Origin of the sequence: Caldimonas caldifontis (genome assembly GCF_002930615.1) — a bacterium.
Lineage (GTDB): Bacteria > Pseudomonadota > Gammaproteobacteria > Burkholderiales > Burkholderiaceae_C > Caldimonas > Caldimonas caldifontis.
Genome location: NZ_PSNX01000010.1, coordinates 118,401 through 136,909 on the forward strand (window position 1 = coordinate 118,401; position 18,509 = coordinate 136,909).

The 18,509-nt window shown below is 65.2% G+C and carries 19 protein-coding genes and 2 pseudogenes; 14 read left to right on the forward strand and 7 right to left on the reverse strand.

Annotation, left to right across the window (positions count from 1 at the left end):
- Positions 1-4 precede the first annotated feature (4 nt).
- The 7 genes and pseudogenes from ccoN (at position 5) to C1704_RS11675 (ending at position 5,219) form a co-directional block, all read left to right on the forward strand.
- Entirely contained in the window at positions 5-1,456 is a 1,452-nt protein-coding gene (gene ccoN, locus C1704_RS11645; protein ID WP_104302897.1) for a cytochrome-c oxidase, cbb3-type subunit I, read from the forward strand.
- A 30-nt stretch (positions 1,457-1,486) separates the two neighbouring features.
- Positions 1,487-2,116: a cytochrome-c oxidase, cbb3-type subunit II gene (gene ccoO / locus C1704_RS11650; RefSeq protein WP_104302898.1), complete on the forward strand. Its 630-nt coding sequence runs from the start codon at positions 1,487-1,489 to the stop codon at positions 2,114-2,116.
- 16 nt (positions 2,117-2,132) lie between these two features.
- Positions 2,133-2,270 carry a cbb3-type cytochrome oxidase subunit 3 gene (locus C1704_RS11655; protein ID WP_104303002.1) on the forward strand — a complete coding sequence of 46 codons (138 nt, stop codon included), beginning with the start codon at positions 2,133-2,135 and terminating at the stop codon, positions 2,268-2,270.
- A gap of 20 nt (positions 2,271-2,290) precedes the next feature.
- The gene (gene ccoP, locus C1704_RS11660; protein ID WP_104302899.1) at positions 2,291-3,205 is read left to right on the forward strand and encodes a cytochrome-c oxidase, cbb3-type subunit III; all 915 of its coding nucleotides are present in this window, start codon (positions 2,291-2,293) and stop codon (positions 3,203-3,205) included.
- Positions 3,206-3,301: 96 nt separating this feature from the next.
- A pseudogene (ccoG, locus tag C1704_RS11665) lies at positions 3,302-4,660 on the forward strand (cytochrome c oxidase accessory protein CcoG).
- 23 nt (positions 4,661-4,683) lie between these two features.
- Entirely contained in the window at positions 4,684-4,971 is a 288-nt protein-coding gene (locus tag C1704_RS11670; RefSeq protein WP_245876460.1) for a hypothetical protein, read from the forward strand.
- Between the two features lie 26 nt (positions 4,972-4,997).
- Positions 4,998-5,219 (forward strand): hypothetical protein, encoded by a 222-nt coding sequence (locus C1704_RS11675; RefSeq protein WP_104303003.1) that lies wholly within the window; start codon positions 4,998-5,000, stop codon positions 5,217-5,219.
- Between the two features lie 16 nt (positions 5,220-5,235).
- Here the strand turns inward: C1704_RS11675 and fnr are convergent, their stop codons facing one another.
- Complete coding sequence (gene fnr / locus C1704_RS11680) at positions 5,236-6,030, reverse strand: fumarate/nitrate reduction transcriptional regulator Fnr (RefSeq protein ID WP_104302901.1); 795 nt, start codon at positions 6,028-6,030, stop codon at positions 5,236-5,238.
- 158 nt (positions 6,031-6,188) lie between these two features.
- Here fnr and hemN point away from each other — a divergent pair, with 158 nt between their 5' ends.
- From hemN to icd, 3 genes are all read left to right on the forward strand, one after another.
- Positions 6,189-7,595 (forward strand): oxygen-independent coproporphyrinogen III oxidase, encoded by a 1,407-nt coding sequence (hemN, locus tag C1704_RS11685; protein WP_104303004.1) that lies wholly within the window; start codon positions 6,189-6,191, stop codon positions 7,593-7,595.
- Positions 7,596-7,597: 2 nt separating this feature from the next.
- The gene (locus C1704_RS11690) at positions 7,598-8,278 is read left to right on the forward strand and encodes a sulfite exporter TauE/SafE family protein (RefSeq protein ID WP_104302902.1); all 681 of its coding nucleotides are present in this window, start codon (positions 7,598-7,600) and stop codon (positions 8,276-8,278) included.
- 111 nt (positions 8,279-8,389) lie between these two features.
- Positions 8,390-9,643, forward strand: a complete 1,254-nt coding sequence (icd, locus tag C1704_RS11695) for an NADP-dependent isocitrate dehydrogenase (protein WP_104302903.1) — start codon at positions 8,390-8,392, stop codon at positions 9,641-9,643.
- A 268-nt stretch (positions 9,644-9,911) separates the two neighbouring features.
- Here icd and C1704_RS11700 read toward each other — a convergent pair.
- Positions 9,912-10,106 (reverse strand): annotated as a pseudogene (locus C1704_RS11700) (cold-shock protein); the annotation flags it as partial.
- 182 nt (positions 10,107-10,288) lie between these two features.
- Here C1704_RS11700 and clpS point away from each other — a divergent pair.
- Both clpS and clpA read left to right on the forward strand, forming a co-directional pair.
- The gene (gene clpS, locus C1704_RS11705; protein ID WP_104302904.1) at positions 10,289-10,651 is read left to right on the forward strand and encodes an ATP-dependent Clp protease adapter ClpS; all 363 of its coding nucleotides are present in this window, start codon (positions 10,289-10,291) and stop codon (positions 10,649-10,651) included.
- Entirely contained in the window at positions 10,648-12,954 is a 2,307-nt protein-coding gene (gene clpA / locus C1704_RS11710) for an ATP-dependent Clp protease ATP-binding subunit ClpA (protein WP_104302905.1), read from the forward strand. Before clpS ends, clpA begins: the two co-directional genes overlap by 4 nt.
- Before the next feature lie 66 nt (positions 12,955-13,020).
- On the opposite strand, the gene C1704_RS11715 is transcribed toward clpA, so the two are convergent.
- From C1704_RS11715 to C1704_RS11735, 5 genes are all read right to left on the reverse strand, one after another.
- Entirely contained in the window at positions 13,021-13,803 is a 783-nt protein-coding gene (locus C1704_RS11715; protein WP_104302906.1) for a M90 family metallopeptidase, read from the reverse strand.
- A 5-nt stretch (positions 13,804-13,808) separates the two neighbouring features.
- Positions 13,809-14,630 carry a UDP-2,3-diacylglucosamine diphosphatase gene (locus C1704_RS11720; RefSeq protein ID WP_245876462.1) on the reverse strand — a complete coding sequence of 274 codons (822 nt, stop codon included), beginning with the start codon at positions 14,628-14,630 and terminating at the stop codon, positions 13,809-13,811.
- 4 nt (positions 14,631-14,634) lie between these two features.
- Positions 14,635-15,129 carry a peptidylprolyl isomerase gene (locus tag C1704_RS11725; RefSeq protein WP_104302907.1) on the reverse strand — a complete coding sequence of 165 codons (495 nt, stop codon included), beginning with the start codon at positions 15,127-15,129 and terminating at the stop codon, positions 14,635-14,637.
- Positions 15,130-15,132: 3 nt separating this feature from the next.
- Positions 15,133-15,699, reverse strand: a complete 567-nt coding sequence (locus tag C1704_RS11730; RefSeq protein ID WP_104302908.1) for a peptidylprolyl isomerase — start codon at positions 15,697-15,699, stop codon at positions 15,133-15,135.
- A gap of 86 nt (positions 15,700-15,785) precedes the next feature.
- Positions 15,786-16,274 carry a tetratricopeptide repeat protein gene (locus C1704_RS11735; RefSeq protein WP_245876463.1) on the reverse strand — a complete coding sequence of 163 codons (489 nt, stop codon included), beginning with the start codon at positions 16,272-16,274 and terminating at the stop codon, positions 15,786-15,788.
- A 156-nt stretch (positions 16,275-16,430) separates the two neighbouring features.
- Here C1704_RS11735 and cysS point away from each other — a divergent pair, with 156 nt between their 5' ends.
- Complete coding sequence (gene cysS, locus C1704_RS11740) at positions 16,431-17,804, forward strand: cysteine--tRNA ligase (protein WP_104302910.1); 1,374 nt, start codon at positions 16,431-16,433, stop codon at positions 17,802-17,804.
- Positions 17,805-17,809: 5 nt separating this feature from the next.
- The gene (locus C1704_RS11745) at positions 17,810-18,451 is read left to right on the forward strand and encodes a DNA-3-methyladenine glycosylase family protein (RefSeq protein WP_104302911.1); all 642 of its coding nucleotides are present in this window, start codon (positions 17,810-17,812) and stop codon (positions 18,449-18,451) included.
- Positions 18,452-18,509 lie beyond the last annotated feature (58 nt).

Genomic DNA, 18,509 nt, shown 5'->3' on the forward strand with positions numbered 1-18,509 from the left:
CCTCATGTCTTCGTCATCCACGTTCGCCGCGGCCCGTGCGGTGAACTACAACGACACGGTGGTGCGGCAGTTTTCGATTGCCGCCGTCGTGTGGGGCGTGGTCGGGATGCTGGTAGGGGTGTGGATCGCTGCCCAGCTGGCCTGGCCCGAACTGAATTTCGGCATCCCCTGGCTGAGCTACGGCCGTCTGCGGCCGCTGCACACCAATGCCGTGATCTTCGCCTTCGGTGGCTGCGCGCTCTTTGCGACGAGCTACTACGTGGTGCAGCGCACCTGCCAGGTCCGGCTCATCTCCGACAAGCTGGCCGCCTTCACCTTCTGGGGCTGGCAGGCCGTGATCGTCGCCGCGGCCGTTTCGCTCCCCCTGGGCTACACCAGCGGCAAGGAATACGCCGAGCTCGAGTGGCCCATCGACATCCTGATCACCCTGGTCTGGGTGGCGTACGCGGTGGTGTTCTTCGGCACGGTCGGCATCCGCAAGGTGCGCCACATCTATGTGGCGAACTGGTTCTTCGGCGCCTTCATCCTGGCCGTTGCGCTGCTGCATCTGGTCAACAGCGCCGCCATGCCGGTGAGCTTCATGAAGAGCTACTCGGCCTACTCGGGTGTGCAGGATGCCATGGTGCAGTGGTGGTATGGCCACAATGCGGTCGGCTTTTTCCTGACGGCCGGCTTCCTGGGGATGATGTACTACTTCATCCCGAAGCAGGCCGAGCGCCCGGTGTACAGCTATCGCCTGTCCATCGTGCACTTCTGGGCCCTGATCTTCACCTACATGTGGGCGGGCCCCCACCACCTGCACTACACCGCGCTGCCCGACTGGGCGCAAAGCGTGGGCATGCTGTTCTCGCTCATCCTGCTCGCACCCAGCTGGGGCGGCATGATCAACGGCATCATGACCCTCTCGGGTGCCTGGCACAAGCTGCGTGACGACCCCATCCTGAAGTTCCTGATCGTGTCCCTGTCGTTCTATGGCATGAGCACCTTCGAGGGTCCGATGATGTCGATCAAGACCGTCAACGCCCTGAGCCACTACACCGACTGGACGGTCGGCCACGTGCACTCCGGCGCCCTGGGCTGGGTGGGCCTGATCACGATGGGCTCGCTGTACTACCTGGTGCCGCGCCTGTTCGGGCAGAAGCAGATGTACAGCGTGCGGGCCATCGAGCTCCACTTCTGGATCGCCACCATCGGCATCGTGCTCTACATCGCCGCCATGTGGATCGCCGGCGTGATGCAGGGCCTGATGTGGCGCGCCATCAACACCGACGGCACGCTCACCTACAGCTTCGTCGAAAGCGTGAAGGCCACCTACCCCTTCTACGTCATTCGCCTGCTCGGCGGCCTGCTCTACCTCGGCGGCATGTGCCTGATGGCCTGGAACGTGGCGAAGACGGCGCTCAATGGTCGTCCGACCGACGTCGCCATCCCGGCGATGAAGCCCGCGGCGGCCTGAGGCCTGGACCGAAGAGAACGAGGAATCATCATGGCTGACCACAACAAGAAGCCCGGCTTCTTCACCCACGAGAAGATCGAGACCAACAACTTCCTGATGATCGTGCTGATCATCCTGGTGGTGTCGGTCGGCGGTCTGGTCGAAATCGTGCCGTTGTTCTTCCAGCGGTCCACGACCCAGGCCGTCGAGGGCCTGAAGCCCTACACCCCGCTGCAACTGGTGGGCCGCGACGTCTACATCCGCGAGGGCTGCTACAACTGCCACTCGCAGATGGTGCGCCCGTTCCGCGCCGAGACGCTGCGCTACGGCCCTTACTCCACGGCCGGTGAGTTCGTCTACGACCATCCCTTCCAGTGGGGCAGCAAGCGCACGGGGCCCGATCTGCACCGCGTGGGTGGGCGCTACAGCGACGAATGGCACCGCATCCACCTGATCAACCCGCGCGACCTGGTGCCCGAGTCGAACATGCCGGCCTACCCCTGGCTGGACAAGACGGCGCTCGACCCCCAGGACGCCATGCCCCGCATGCGTGCCCTGCGCCGTCTGGGGGTGCCCTACAGCGACGAGGAGATTGCCAAGTCACCCGACGAACTCAAGGGCAAGACCGAGATGGATGCCGTGATCGCCTACCTGCAGGTGCTGGGCACGGCCAACAAGTAAGGAGCACGCCATGAACATCGATGTGACCGACCTGCGCATCATCGTCACGGTGGTGTCGCTGCTGATCTTCCTCGGCATCTGCGGCTGGGCCTATGCCCGTCGCAACCGGGAGCGCTTCGACGAAGCCGCCCAGCTGCCCTTCCAATCCGAATAGCCCAGAGCCGGGGACCCAACATGAGTGATTTCTTCAACGACGGCTGGTCGATCTTCATCGCCGTCACCACCATCGTCAGCATCGCTGCGTGCCTGCTGCTGCTGCTGGTGGCGGCCCGCCGCAAGGTCATGGCCAACGACAACACCACGGGCCACGTCTGGGACGAGGACCTGAAGGAACTGAACAATCCGCTGCCACGCTGGTGGATGGGTCTGTTCGTCATCACCATCGTGTTTTCTGCGGTCTACCTGACCTTCTACCCGGGGTTGGGCAGCTACCAGGGCAAGTGGGGCTGGTCGCAGGCTGGCCAGTACGAAAATGAAATGGCGAAGGCCCAGGCCCAGCTCGAGCCTTTGTATGCGCAGTTCACGGCCAAGACTGCCGAAGAGCTGGTGGGCGATGCCCAGGCGATGGGGATCGGTGAACGCCTGTATGTGAACTGGTGCGCGCAGTGCCACGGATCGGACGCGCGCGGCAGCCGGGGCTTCCCGAACCTCACCGACGGCGACTGGCTCTGGGGCGGGTCGCACGACGCCATCAAGACGACGATCGCCGAAGGCCGCACGGGTGTGATGCCCCCCATGGGCGAGGCCGTGGGCGGTGGTGAGAACGTCCGCAATGTGGCCCACTACGTCATGAGCCTTTCGGGCAGCCCGCATGACCCGATCGCCGCCCAGCTGGGACGGGCCAAGTTCGGTGTGTGCGCCGCCTGCCACGGTGCCGACGGCAAGGGCAACACGACCATGGGGGCCCCCAACCTGACCGACCGCATCTGGCTGCATGGCTGGGGTGAGCAGGCCATCGTGAGCATCATCAACAACGGCAAGACGAACGTGATGCCTGCGCATGCCGACAAGCTCACCGAGCCGCAGATCCATGTGCTGGCGGCCTATGTGTGGGGGCTGTCGCGCAACACGACGGCACAGTCCCGCTGACCCTCTCATCCACGGCTTCCCACCTTGAGCAGCACCGAGCCACGGGTCATTCCCATCCAGCCCGCTTCCGAGGACGACGGCGACGCGGCCGTCCAGATGGTCTCGCTGTACCAGAAGCAGCAGAAGATCTACGCGCGCGCCGTCCATGGGTGGTTCGCTGCCTGGCGATGGGCCCTGGTGTGGGCCACCCAGCTGGTCTTCTATGGGCTGCCCTGGCTGGAATGGAACGAGCGCCAGGCGGTGCTGTTTGATCTGGCCGCCCGGCGCTTCTACATCTTCGGCCTTGTCCTGTACCCGCAGGACTTCATCTATCTGACGGCGCTGCTCATCATCAGCGCCTATGCGCTCTTCCTGTTCACCGCCGTGGGTGGGCGCCTGTGGTGTGGCTATTAGTGGGTCGAGCGCAAGATCGAGGGAGACCGCGCGGCCCGCATGAAGCTCGACCAGGGGCCCTGGACCTTCGAGAAGCTCTGGCGCAAGGCAGCCAAGCAGTCGGTCTGGATCGCCATCGGGCTGTGGACAGGCTTCACCTTCGTGGGTTACTTCACCCCCATCAAGGAACTGGGGGCTTCCGTTCTCACGCTCGGGCTGGGGCCCTGGGAATGGTTCTGGGTGCTCTTCTACGGCTTCGCTACCTATGGCAACGCCGGCTACATGCGCGAGCAGGTGTGCAAATACATGTGCCCCTACGCGCGCTTCCAGAGCGCGATGTTCGACCGGGATACCATGATCATCACCTACGATGAATCCCGAGGCGAACCGCGAGGCTCACGCTCACGTAAGGCGGATCCTGCCCAACTCGGTCTGGGTCACTGCATCGATTGCACCTTGTGTGTCCAGGTCTGTCCGACGGGCATCGACATCCGCAAGGGTCTCCAGTACGAGTGCATCGGCTGCGCCGCCTGCATCGATGTGTGCAACGGCGTCATGGACAAGATGAACTACCCCCGGGGTCTCATCCGCTACTCCACCGAAAACGGCATGGCCCAGGGGTGGAACCGTGGTCAGATGTTCAGGCGCGTGCTGCGGCCCCGGGTGCTCATCTACACGCTGATCCTGGGGCTCATCAGCGCGGCCTTCCTGGTCAGTCTGATGCTGCGCAGCCCCTTCAAGGTGGATGTCATTCGCGACCGCGGCGCGTTGGCGCGCATCGTTGAGGATGGGCGCATCGAGAATGTCTATCGACTGCAGATCATGAACACCCTGGAGCAGCCACAGCGCTATGAGGTGAGCGTCTCGGGGCTGGAGGGGCTGACCATTGCGTCCGACCCGGTGATCGAGGTGGACAGTGCTGCGGCGCGTTGGCTGCCTGTGCGGGTGCAGTTGCCGCCGGAGGTGGCCGAGCCGTTGCGCGGCCAGTCCAGCCCGATCGAGTTCCGCATCGACCGGCAGCCGCTCGGCGACGAGCCCGTGCGCAGTGTCCACGAGAAATCCACCTTCCTGGTGCCGCGTTGAACGGCCCTCATGAGGAGACCACGATGAGCAGCATCGCATCCGCCCCCCCGCGCGTCAGCCGGCCGGCATTGCCCTGGTGGCGAGAACCCATGATGTGGCTGGTGGTGGGGGGGCCCTTGCTGGTGATCCTGGCCTGCGCGGTGACCATCACGCTGGCCATCAAGCACCCCGATCCGGTGCTTGCCGGCGGGGATGCGTCCGCTTCGGCCATTTCGCAGGGGGAGGGAGGGTTGACCCGCATGCCAGCCCACCAGGCGCGCAACCACACCGCCACGCCGGCGACAGACCTGCCGCGCGACGACACCAAGTGAGCGAGCCCGTGAAGAAGCTCCCCTGGATGGCCATCCTGTGGCCAGCCTTCCTGATGGCCGGTGTGGTGGAGATGGTGGTGTTCGCCATGGTGGACCCGCAGGACCTGCACTGGGTCGGCGGAGCGCCGGTCACCCTGTCCGATTCGGCGATCTATTCGCTCGCCTTCTTTTTCTTCTGGGCTGCGTTCGTTGCAGCCGGCATCATGATGGCCGCGCTGATCCGCCCGCCTGCGACGGATCAGCCGTGAAGATGCATTGAGCGCCTCAGCAGGAGGCGCTGTTGACCAGACGCTGCAGGCCTTCCTGATCGAGGATGCGGATCTGGCGCTGCTTGACCTCCAGCAGGCCATCGTCCTGGAACTTCGAGAACGTGCGGCTCACGGTCTCCAGCTTGAGTCCGAGGTAGCTGCCGATCTCCTCGCGCGTCATGCGCAGGATCAGCGAGGACGGTGAAAAGCCCCGGGCCTGCAGACGCTGCGTCAGGTTGAGCAGGAAGGCGGCGAGCCGTTCCTCGGCGCGCATGCTGCCCAGCAGCAGCATCACGCCATGATCGCGCACGATCTCGCGGCTCATGATCTTGTGGAAAGAACTCTGCAACTCCGTGAACTCGCGTGACAGGTTCTCGAGCTGGGAATAGTGGATGACGCAGACCTGGGAATCCTCCAAGGCCACCGCGTCACAGGTGTGACGGTCCTGGCTGATGGCATCCAACCCCAGCAGTTCGCCCGCCATCTGGAAGCCCGTCACCTGGTCCCGGCCGTCTTCGGACGACACGCGGGTCTTGAAGAAACCGGTCCGCACGGCGTACAGAGAATGGAAGGGGTCTCCTGCGTGAAACAGCGCTTCGCCGCGCTTGACCGTGCGACGGGACGCGACCAGTTCGTCGAGCCGCTCCAGGTTGGGCTTGGATAACCCCACCGGCAGGCACAGCTCCCGCAGGTTGCAGCTCGAACAGGCGACCTTGAGGGTGTCGAGTTTGATCATGCGCGCAGTCCTCTCCTTGACTTCGATTATGGACCGGGTTGCGCCGGCTGGCACAGCCTTTGGTGCGGTGGCCATCGAGCCAGCCCAGTCCCCGGCTTCACAAAGGTCTTGTGCAGGATTGAGCGACATGTTTGATGCTCCTCAGTGAACGCGTCCCATTGTTCAGCAGCGGCCGCGGAGGGCTCTTGAGGCAGATCAAGTCGGTCCTTCCTGGGTCTGGCACATTGCCCACCATGATGGTCGACACCTCCCTGCCCATAGCCCCCGATGTCCTGCGCCGCTTCGACGTGCCAGGGCCCCGGTACACCTCCTACCCGACGGCCGATCGCTTTGTGGAGGCTTTCGGACCGGCACAGCTCGTGCAGGCGCTGGAGCAGCGTGCTGGCGGTGCGGGAGCCGTGGGAGGCCGCGCTGCGCCGCTGTCGCTGTATGTGCACGTTCCGTTCTGTGAATCGGTGTGCTACTACTGCGCCTGCAACAAGATCATCACCCGCCATCATGAACGAGCCACCGAGTACCTGGACGCGCTGGAGCGGGAGGTCGAGCTCTACATCGGCGTCCTGGGCCGCGAGCAGCCGGTGAGCCAGCTCCACCTGGGCGGTGGCACCCCCACCTTCCTCAGTGACGGGGAACTTGCGCGCCTCGTGGGCTCACTGCGCCGGGCCTTCCGGCTGGTGCCAGGCGGTGAATACAGCATCGAGGTCGATCCGAGAACGGTATCCGCCGAACGGCTGTCCTTCCTGGCGGGCCTGGGGTTCAATCGCATCAGCCTGGGCGTGCAGGATTTCGATCCCGAGGTCCAGAAGGCCGTCCATCGCATCCAGTCCTTCGAGAGCGTGGCGGGCCTGATCGAGCAGGCCCGCAGGCTCGGAATCGAGTCCGTGAACGCCGATCTCATCTACGGCCTCCCGCGCCAGACACCTGGATCTTTCGCTCGCACCCTCGACCTCATCAGCCAGCTTCGGCCTGATCGCATCGCGTTGTACGGCTACGCCCACCTGCCTACCCGCTTCAAGCCTCAGCGACGCATCCATGCCGACGAACTGCCCAGTGGCGCAGACAAGCTGGCGATGCTTTCGGGGGCCATCGCGCGCTTCGCATCGGCCGGCTACGACTACATCGGGATGGACCACTTCGCGCTGCACACCGACGCCCTGGCCGTGGCCAAGCGCCAGGGTCGCCTGCATCGCAACTTCCAGGGTTACAGCACGCAGCCCGACTCCGACCTGATCGCGCTGGGGGTGTCTGCCATCGGTCGCATCGGCAGCACCTACAGCCAGAATGCGAAGACGCTGCCCGAGTACTACGATGCCTTGCGCCAGGGCCAGTTTCCGGTGGTGCGCGGCCTGGCCCTGAGTCGCGACGATCTGGTGCGGCGGGCCGTGATCATGGCGCTGATGTGCCAGGGCCATGTGAGCTTCGAATCCATCGAGCTGTCCTACCTCATCGACTTCCGCCACTACTTTGCGGCAGAACTGGGCCTGCTTCAGGACATGGCGGCGCAGGGCTTGGTGCGTATCGAAACGGATGGACTCACGGTGTCGCCCGCAGGATGGTATGTGGTGCGTGGCATTGCGATGGTCTTTGACAAGTACCTTCAGGCTGAGCGCAACCGCGAGAGGTTTTCGCGCATCATCTGAGCATGATCACCGCAGTCCTGCTCAGCGCCGCGCTGATGGGGCTGGCTGGCAGCGTGCATTGCATGGCGATGTGCGGCGCAGCCACGCTGGCCATCGGCCGTGATGGTCCCAGCTTGTGGGCCTTCCAGGCCGGCCGGCTGGCCGGCTACGCGACCGCCGGGGCCTTGGCCGCGGGAGCCGTTCAGGCCCTGCAGTGGGGGGCGCAGCAAGTGACGGTGCTGCAACCCTTCTGGGCCATGGTCCACGTGGCGGTGATCGTGCTCGGACTGGCGCTGGTCTGGCTCGGGCGTCAGCCTCGATGGCTGGACGCGCTCGCACATCAGGTCTGGCAGCGCCTGCGCCATGCCAGCCTGGGCTGGCCCCAGGTGCCGGGTCGCTTCGCGGCAGCGGGTGCCGGCCTGTTGTGGACCTTCCTGCCGTGCGGTCTGCTGTACTCGGCTCTGATGGTGGCCGCCCTGGGGTCCACGCCTTGGGATGGGGCGTTGGCGATGGCGGTCTTCGCCGCCAGTTCAGCCGTGGGCCTGCAAGTCATGCCGTGGGTCTGGCGGCGGTTGAAAGGGCAGGGCGCGGCAGTGCGGGGCGCCTGGGCCGTGCGTGCCGCGGGGGCCGTCCTGGCCGCCACGTCCGGCTGGGCGCTCTGGCACGGCCTGTGGGCCCAGTTCGGGGCACCGGTATGCCGATGAGACTGTGCGAAAGACGCGCGTCGAAGGCCTGGGGCGCTGCTTTAGAATCAACGGTCTAGAACAATTCCTCTAACCCCGAGTTTCCATTCGGTTTTGCGCGGAGCTTGCGACATGTACCAGCACATCAAGGTGCCCGAGGGTGGGCAGAAGATCACCGTCAACAAGGACTTCTCGCTCAATGTGCCCGACAACCCCATCATTCCCTACATCGAAGGGGATGGCACCGGATTCGACATCACGCCTGTGATGATCAAGGTGGTCGATGCCGCGGTGGCGAAGTCCTACGGTGGCAAGCGCAAGATCCACTGGATGGAAATCTATGCCGGTGAGAAGTCCACCAAGGTCTATGGTCCTGACGTGTGGCTGCCCGAAGAAACCCTGCAGGTGCTCAAGGATTACGTGGTGTCCATCAAGGGCCCGCTGACCACCCCGGTGGGCGGTGGCATCCGCTCGCTCAACGTGGCCCTGCGCCAGGAACTCGACCTCTACGTCTGCCTGCGCCCGGTGCGCTACTTCAAGGGCGTGCCCTCGCCGGTCAAGGAGCCTGAAAAGACGGACATGGTCATCTTCCGCGAGAACTCGGAAGACATTTACGCTGGCATCGAGTTCGAAGCCCAGAGCGACAAGGCCAAGAAGCTCATCAAGTTCCTGCAGGACGAGTTCGGTGTCAAGAAGATCCGCTTTCCCGAGACCTCCGGCATCGGTGTGAAGCCTGTGTCTCGCGAAGGCACGGAGCGCCTGGTGCGCAAGGCCATCCAGTACGCCATCGACAATGACAAACCCTCGGTGACGTTGGTTCACAAGGGCAACATCATGAAGTTCACCGAGGGCGGCTTCCGCGACTGGGGTTACGCCCTGGCGCAGAAGGAGTTCGGTGCCGAACTGATCGACGGCGGGCCGTGGTGCAAGTTCAAGAACCCGAAGACGGGCAAGGACATCGTCATCAAGGACGCCATCGCCGACGCCTTCTTGCAGCAAATCCTGCTCCGTCCGGCCGAGTACTCCGTGATTGCCACCCTCAATCTGAACGGCGACTACATTTCCGATGCGCTCGCAGCCCAGGTGGGCGGCATCGGCATTGCGCCGGGTGCCAACCTGTCTGACTCGGTGGCCATGTTCGAAGCCACTCACGGTACGGCGCCCAAGTACGCTGGCAAGGATTACGTCAACCCGGGTTCCGAGATCCTCTCGGCTGAAATGATGCTGCGCCACATGGGCTGGACTGAAGCAGCCGACCTCATCATCAGTTCGATGGAAAAGGCCATCCTGAGCAAAAAAGTCACCTACGACTTTGCCCGCCTGCTCGATGGTGCCACCCAGGTGAGCTGCTCCGGCTTTGGCCAGGTCATGATCGACCACATGTGATCCAGCCCGTCGCTCAGGCCTGAGCTCGCGGCCCCCGACCCGCATGCGCGGGGCGGGGGCCGCGTCCATTTTGTCTCACCAGATTCCGCCTGGGAGGCGGCATGTGGGGCGCGGGGCGCGCCGAGGGCAAACCAGCGGGCCGACCCGCCAGCACCGGTCAGTCGGCGTGGGAGACGCCTCGTGGGGAACCGTGGGCCGAGGCATCCTGCCCGGCGCGCGAGGCCAGCGAGGTGAGGCCCGGCATCAGGTTGTGGTGCGATTCCAGAGGCTGGATGTTCTGGGCCAGCATCCCCTTGGGGCCCTGCACCAGGTCGAATGCCACCCGGGCGCCTTGCTTGAGGGTGCGAAAACCCTCCATCTGAATGGCGGAAAAGTGGGCAAAAACGTCCGCGCCGCCACCTTCAGGCTCGATGAACCCGAAACCCTTGGCGTCGTTGAACCACTTGACGATACCGGTCCCCATGGACTCCCCCTCGATTTGGTACTTATGTCAGGGAATTGTCAGATTGCCGTTCCGGCCTTGTCAAGAACCAGGGGGGACGGGTTTGTCTCGAAATGTGAGCAAGGCCCACAGAGCGCGCGCGGCGGGGACGGTGGAATCGGCTAGAGGCCAACAGGGTGGCGCCGACTCGATAGAATGAATCCATGCCCGAAAACGCATCGAATCCCCCCCCGTCGCAGCCGCCCGGTGGCCCGTTGGCACCGGACGATGGCCAGGGTTCGGTTGTCGCGGAGCGCCAGGCGTCCAGGGTCGAGCCGCCTCGCATGTACCAGGTGGTCATGCTCAATGACGACTTCACCCCGATGGAGTTTGTCGTGATGGTGTTGCAGGAATTCTTTCACCGCGACCTGGAAACGGCCACGCACATCATGCTCAAGATCCACCACGAGGGTCGGGGGGTGTGCGGGGTTTACACCAAGGATGTGGCCGCAACAAAAGTGGAAATGGTCCTTGCCGCCGCGCGCCGCGCGGGGCATCCTTTGCAGTGCATTATGGAGGCCACATGATTGCCCAGGAACTTGAAGTCAGCCTGCACATGGCGTTCGTCGAGGCGCGCCAGCAGCGCCACGAGTTCATCACGGTGGAGCACCTCCTGCTGGCCCTGCTCGACAACCCTTCGGCTGCCGAGGTGCTGCGTGCCTGCTCCGCCAACATCGATGATCTGCGCAAGAGCCTGACGCATTTCATCAAGGAGAACACGCCCACCGTGGGCGGCACCGACGAGGTGGACACGCAGCCCACGCTGGGTTTCCAGCGCGTGATCCAGCGTGCGATCATGCATGTGCAGTCCACCGGCAGCGGCAAGAAGGAAGTGACCGGTGCCAATGTGTTGGTGGCCATCTTTGGCGAAAAGGATTCCCACGCGGTCTATTACCTGCACCAGCAGGGGGTGACGCGCCTGGACGTGGTGAACTACATCGCCCACGGCATCAAGAAGTCCGACCCGCCCGAGCCGGCCAAGCCCAGCGAGGGCCAGGCGGGCAGCGGCGAGGGTGAGAAGGAGGAGGGCGAGGGCAAGGGCTCTCCCCTGGAGCAGTTCACCCAGAACCTGAACCAGCTGGCCCGTGACGGCAAGATCGACCCGCTGATCGGCCGCGAACATGAGGTCGAGCGCGTCATCCAGGTGCTGTGCCGTCGCCGCAAGAACAATCCGCTGCTGGTGGGCGAGGCCGGTGTGGGCAAGACGGCCATTGCCGAAGGCCTGGCCTGGCGCATCACCGAAGGTGATGTGCCCGAGGTGCTGTCCGATTCCACCGTGTACGCGCTGGACATGGGGGCACTCCTGGCAGGCACCAAGTACCGCGGTGACTTCGAGCAACGACTCAAGGGGGTGCTCAAGGCGCTGAAGGACCAACCCAACGCGGTGCTCTTCATCGACGAAATCCACACCCTGATCGGTGCCGGCGCGGCTTCGGGGGGCACGCTGGATGCCAGCAACCTGCTCAAGCCCGCGCTCAGCTCGGGGGGGCTGAAGTGCATCGGCGCCACCACCTTCAGCGAGTACCGCGGCATCTTCGAGAAGGACGCGGCCCTGTCGCGGCGCTTCCAGAAGATCGACGTGGTCGAGCCCTCGGTCGAGCAGACCATCGAGATCCTCAAGGGCCTGAAGTCTCGCTTCGAGGAGCACCACAGCGTGAAGTACGCGCTGGGGGCGCTGCAGGCAGCGGCCGAGCTCTCGGCCAAGTTCATCAACGACCGGCATCTGCCTGACAAGGCCATCGATGTCATCGATGAGGCGGGGGCAGCCCAGCGCATCCTGCCCAAGAGCAAGCAGAAGAAGACCATCACGCGCGCCGAGGTCGAAGAGATCGTGGCCAAGATCGCCCGGATTCCGCCGGCCAGCGTGAGCAACGACGACCGCTCCAAGCTTAAGAACCTGGATCGTGACCTCAAGAGCGTGGTCTTCGGCCAGGACGCGGCCATCGACGCGCTGGCGGCGGCCATCAAGATGGCCCGCTCAGGTCTGGGCAAGCCCGACAAGCCCATCGGCTCCTTCCTGTTCAGCGGGCCCACCGGCGTGGGCAAGACCGAGGTGGCCAAGCAGCTGGCCTACATCCTGGGCATCGAGCTGATCCGCTTCGACATGTCGGAGTACATGGAGCGTCATGCGGTGAGCCGCCTCATCGGCGCACCGCCGGGCTATGTGGGCTTCGACCAGGGCGGCCTGCTGACCGAGGCGGTCACCAAGAAGCCGCATGCCGTGCTGCTGCTCGACGAGATCGAGAAGGCCCACCCGGACGTCTTCAACGTGCTGTTGCAGGTCATGGACCACGGCACGCTGACCGACAACAACGGACGCAAGGCCGACTTCCGCAACGTCATCATCATCATGACGACCAACGCGGGGGCCGAGACCATGAACAAGGCCGTGATCGGCTTCACCAACACCCGCGAGGCGGGTGACGAGATGGCCGACATCAAGCGCCTGTTCACGCCGGAGTTCCGCAACCGCCTGGACGCGATCGTCAGCTTCCGGGCGCTGGACGAGGAGATCATCCTGCGGGTGGTCGACAAGTTCCTGCTCCAGCTCGAAAGCCAGCTGGCCGAGAAGAAGGTCGAGGTCACCTTCACCGATGCCTTGCGCAAGCACCTGGCCAAGAAGGGCTTCGATCCGCTCATGGGCGCACGGCCGATGCAACGTCTCATCCAGGACACCATCCGTCGCGCCCTGGCCGACGAGCTGCTGTTCGGCCGGCTGGTGGATGGCGGCCGGCTGGTGGTGGATCTCGACGACAAGGGGGAGGTCGTGCTGGACATCCAGCCGAACCGCAAGAGCGACAAGCCCAAGGCCGAGCCTGCCACGGCCTGAGCGGCCCCCGGAACCCGCCACCAACAACTACAGCACCAACGGGCCCTTCGGGGCCCGTTGGCTCGTTCAGCCCCCGCGGGTGGCGGGATCCTGGCGGAAGTAGCCGGCGAACAGGGTGTACAGCGTGGGGTGGTGCTGCCTGAAGGCAGCGGGCGCCACGAAGAAGGCCTCGGCTGCCACGGGGAAGAACTCCTCCAGACCCTGAGCACCATAGGGATCGAGAAAGGTGTCGAGCCCCTCGTCCACGTCGCGGCAGAAGCTGTCGTAGGCCGCTTGCAGGGTGGCCATCCAGGTCTCGGCGGCGGCCCGGTCGGGCAGGGGCGGCAGCCCGTCGGCTGCGCCGTTGGCCATGTCGAGTTTGTGCACGAACTCGTGGATCACCACGTTGTAGCCCAACTCGGCCAGGTCACCCGCGTCGGCCACGTCGGCCCAGGACAGCATCACCGGACCTCCTTCCATGGCTTCGCCGGCAAGCACTTCATCGTAGTGGTGAACCACACCGTCTTCGTCGGTGACCACCCGGCGGGCCACCACCTCGGCCGGGTGGACCACGATACCGACGAAGTCGTCATAGGCCTGCAGACCCAGGTGCAGGATGGGCAGGCAGGCCTGGGCAGCGATGGCCACGGCCATCTCGTCGGTGACCACCAGGCCGTTGGCCCCCGTGAACTCCTTCCGGTCGAGAAAGAGGGTGGCCAGGCGCCGCAGGGCCTCGCGATCTTCGGTGCGATGCTGGGCGAGGAAGGGGTGGCGGGCGAGCGTGAGTTCCCACAAGGCGTCCGGGATCGCCCGGCGCGAAAGGGCCCGCGCTTCGCGGCGCTGCTGCCAGCGTTGCCACCAGCTGGGCATGGTTCTCAGGAACCCTCGGGCGGGCTTGCGGGCACACGCCGCAGTCCCTCGGTACTGAGCCGGATCACCTCGCCTCGAGTGACCGGGCCGGGGGTGTCGAAATCCCAGTCCGACAGCACATGGCGCTGCGCCCCCTGGGGCAGCGCATGATCGGCCGGGCGGTGGGTGTGGCCGTGGATCAACACAGGGCTGTTGGCCGTGGCGAGCCAGGTCAGCACGGCCTGGGTGTCGAGGTCGCCATAGCCTTCGACACCCTGCTCGCGCTTGCGTGCCTCGCTGGCGGCCCGCATGCGCGCGGCCAGCTCGCGCCGTTGGGCGAGCGGCTGGGCCAGGAAGGCCTGCTGCCAGGCCGGGTCGCGCACCTGACGGCGAAAGGCCTGGTAGTCGGTGTCGTCGAGGCACAGGGCGTCGCCATGGCTGAGCAGCCATCGTTGCCCGAACGCCACCAGCACGGTGGGGTCGGCCAGGGCCTGGACGCCACAGCGTGCGAGGAAGTCCGGGCCGACCAGGAAATCGCGGTTGCCAGCCATGAAGTACAGCGTCTTGCTGCGGGCGGCCTCGCGCAGGATGGCCTCGCACCGGGCTTCGAAGCTGCCAGGTTCGGCAGCATCGTCACCGATCCAGACCTCGAAGACGTCGCCCAGCAGGATCAGGGCCTGCGCAGGGCTGGACGTCAGGTGCTGCGCCCAGGCCGCCGTGGTGCGGGGCAGCCCGGCCTGCAGGTGCAGGTCGGACAGCAGGTCGATGGCGGTCCAGCGCGACGGGGCGTGGAGTTCCGGCACCACCTGTGGCAGCGAGGCAGCGTGCGGCGCGACGGTGTCCGTCAAGCGCTCAGACCTCGACGGCCTTCTCGATCACGACGTCGTCCAGCGGTACGTCGTCATGGAAGCCACGGCGTCCGGTCTTGACGCCCTTGATCTTGTCGACCACTTCGGTGCCTGCCACCACCTTGCCGAAGACGGCATAGCCCCAGCCCTGGGGGGTCTGGGACTTGAAGTTCAGGAAGTCGTTGTTGGCCACGTTGATGAAGAACTGCGCCGTGGCCGAATGCGGGTCGGACGTGCGGGCCATTGCCAACGTGTAGGTGTCGTTCTTCAGGCCGTTGCTCGCTTCGTTCTGGATGGGGGCGTCGGTGGGTTTCTGCTTCATGCCGGCCTCGAAGCCGCCGCCCTGGATCATGAAGCCATTGATGACGCGGTGAAACACCGTGCCGTCGTAATGACCCTTGCGCACGTAATTCAGGAAGTTTTCGGCAGACAGCGGGGCCTTCTCGGCATCGAGCTCGATGCGGATGACACCGTGGTTGGTGTGCAGTTCAACAGCCATGATTCATTTCTCCACAGTGGCTTGACGGATGATCACCGGTTCGACCGGGACGTTCTGGTGGGGGCCCTTGCTGGTGGTGCGCACGGCCTTGATCTTGTCGACCACGTCCATGCCCGAAACCACGCGCCCGAAGACCGCATAGCCCTGACGGTCGGGTGCGTTGGGGGCGTCGAGGAAGGTATTGTCCTTGAGGTTGATGAAGAACTGGGCGGTGGCCGAGTTCGGGTCCATGGTGCGCGCCATCGCGATGGTGCCGCGCTGATTGCTCAGACCGTTGCGGGCCTCCAGGGGGATCGGTGCCTGCGTGGGCTTCTGGTTCATGTCGGGGGTGAAGCCACCACCCTGGATCATGAAGCCGTCGATGACGCGATGGAAGATGGTGCCGTCGTAGTGCTTGGCGTTCACATAGGCCAGGAAGTTCTCGACCGTCCGGGGCGCCTTGGCCGCGTCCAGCTGGACGACGATGTCTCCCTGCGTGGTGGACAGTCGCACGGTCTGCGACCAGGCGGGCGTGCTCAAGGCGGCGGCCAGCCCCAGGGTGGCGATCCAGGCGAAACGGCGTTGCGTCATCTTGCGAGGCTCCTGTGCATTTGGAAGATGTGCATTGTCGCGCGAGGCTGGAGGCACGTCACGGCTCTGCGTGCAAACCTCGGCGGTCAGCGGGGGCGGGGCGAGAAGAGTTCGCGCACCAGGGCCAGCTTCGCCGGCAGACCTGCATGCCCGGGCTGCTGCTCGAGCGCACGGGCGTAGGACTGGGCCGCCAGCTTGGCGTAGACATCGCCCAGGTTCTCGTGCGTCACGGGATTGAGCGGCTGCAGCCGCAGGGCCATCTCCAGCGCTTGCCGTGCCTTGTCGTACTGGTCCTGGCGGGAATAGACCACCGCGAGGTTGTTGAAGACCTCGGGAAGGTCGGGGCGCTCGGCCACCAGTTGCAGGAACTGCGCCTCGGCTTCGCTCAGCTTGTTCTGTTCCGTCAGCACCACCCCGCGCAGGAACCGCCACTGCAAGTCCTGTGGGCTGGCCTTGAGGCCCCGATCGACCGTCGCCAGGGCATCCGCCGTGCGACCCTCGCGCAGCAACTGCTGAACCGTGGCCGGGTCGTTGGCCCAGGCGGCGTCCAGCGGCAGGGCCAGCAGACAGACCAAGGCCCACCGATGAAGCCAGCGGGGACGGCGGAGGCGGGGGCCGGGGGCGCTCATGCAGCAGCGGTCTCGGGACGGGCAGGGCTATACTCGTTCGATTCTATCGTGGTGCCCCGCCCGTGCGGACCGCTGGGCGCCCGGCCCGACTTCACGGCATCCATGACGCTTTCCATCTACAACACGCTCACGCGCCGGCAGGAGCCCTTCTCTCCCATCGATCCTGGCCATGTCCGCATGTATGTGTGCGGCATGACCATCTACGACTACTGCCATGTCGGCCATGCGCGCATGATGATGGCCTTCGACGTGGTGCAGCGCTGGCTCAAGGTGCTGGGCTACCGCGTCACGTATGTGCGCAACATCACCGACATCGACGACAAGATCATCAAACGGGCCGTGGAGCGGGGCATCACCATCGGCGAGCTGACTCGCGAGATGACCGCTGCGATGCACGAGGACATCGGCCAGCTCGGCATCGAGCCGCCCACCCACGAGCCGCGTGCCACTGACTACGTGCACGAGATGATCGACCTGATCGGCCGCCTGGAGGCCAAAGGCCTGGCCTATCGCGCCCCCGGCGGCGACGTGAACTTTGCGGTCAGGCGCTTTCCGGGCTATGGCAAGCTCTCGGGCAAGTCGCTGGATCAGCTGCGCGCGGGCGAGCGCGTGGCGGTGGCCGATGGCAAGGAGGACCCCCTGGACTTCGTGCTGTGGAAGTCGGCCAAGGACGCCGAGCCAGAGGAAGCGAAGTGGGACGCCCCTTTCGGCAAGGGCCGCCCCGGCTGGCACATCGAATGCTCAGCCATGAGCTGCGCTTTGCTGGGCGAGCACTTCGACATCCACGGCGGGGGCATGGACCTGCAGTTCCCCCATCACGAGAACGAGATTGCCCAGAGTGAGGGTGCCACGGGCCGCACCTTCGTCAATGTGTGGATGCACAACGGCTTTCTCAACGTCGACAATGAGAAGATGTCGAAGTCGCTGGGCAACTTCTTCACGATCCGGGACGTGCTCAAGCGCTTCGATGGCGAAACGGTGCGTTTCTTCATGCTGCGCACCCATTACCGCAGCCCCTTCAACTTCAGCGACGCCAACCTGGAGGACGCACGCCACGCATTGCGTCGGCTCTACACCGCGCTGGACAGCGTGGCGCCGGCAGACGTGACCGTCGACTGGAACGAGCCTCACGCGGCGCGCTTCCGTGCGGCGATGAACGACGACTTCAACACCCCGGAGGCTGTGGCCGTGCTCTTCGACCTGGCCAGCGAGACCAACCGTACCGGCTCGGCGCAGGTGGCGGGGCTGCTCAAGGCCCTGGGCGGCACGCTTGGCATGTTGCAGGGATCCCCCAGGGCCTACCTGCAGGGTGGGGCCGGGCTGGACGAGGCCGCCATCCAGGCGCAGATCGAAGCGCGTGCGGCGGCCAAGAAGGCGAAGAACTTCGCCGAGGCGGACCGCATCCGCGATGCGCTGGCGGCCCAGGGCATCGTGCTGAAGGACACGCCGCAAGGCACCACCTGGGTGAAGGCCTGAACGCCATGGCTCGTGTGGTCACGCCCGATTACTGGGACGACGCCTGCAAGTACCTCAGCAAGCGCGACCGGGTGATGCGCAAGCTCATCCCGCAGTTCGGCGAGGCGCGGCTGCAGAGCCGGGGGGACGCGTTCACCACGCTGGCACGTTCCATCGTGGGTCAGCAGATTTCGGTGAAGGCCGCTCAGGCGGTGTGGGATCGCTTCGCGGCGCTCACCGACGGGCCACCGACCCGCATCGCGCCGGCCGCCGTGCTGGCCCTGGGGGTGGACGACCTGCGGGGGGCCGGCCTGTCGGCCCGCAAGGTGGAGTACCTGCGCGACCTGGCCACCCATTTCGACGAGGGCGCGGTGCATGTGCGCCAGTGGGCCAGCATGGACGACGAGGCGATCATCGAGGAACTGGTGGCCATCCGCGGCATCGGCCGCTGGACGGCCGAGATGTTCCTGATCTTCCACCTCATGCGACCCAACGTCATGCCTTATGACGACCTGGGCCTGCTCAAGGGCATCAGCCAGAACTATTTCAGCGGCGAGCCCGTGTCGCGCGCCGAGGCCCGTGAGGTGGGCGACGCCTGGGCCCCGTTCCGCTCGGTGGCGACATGGTACATTTGGCGCAGCCTGGACCCACTGCCCGTGGAGTACTAGGATTCGTTCGTTTCGCGCACATCAAGAACCACAGCGAGACGCTTCGTCCAACGTCGGG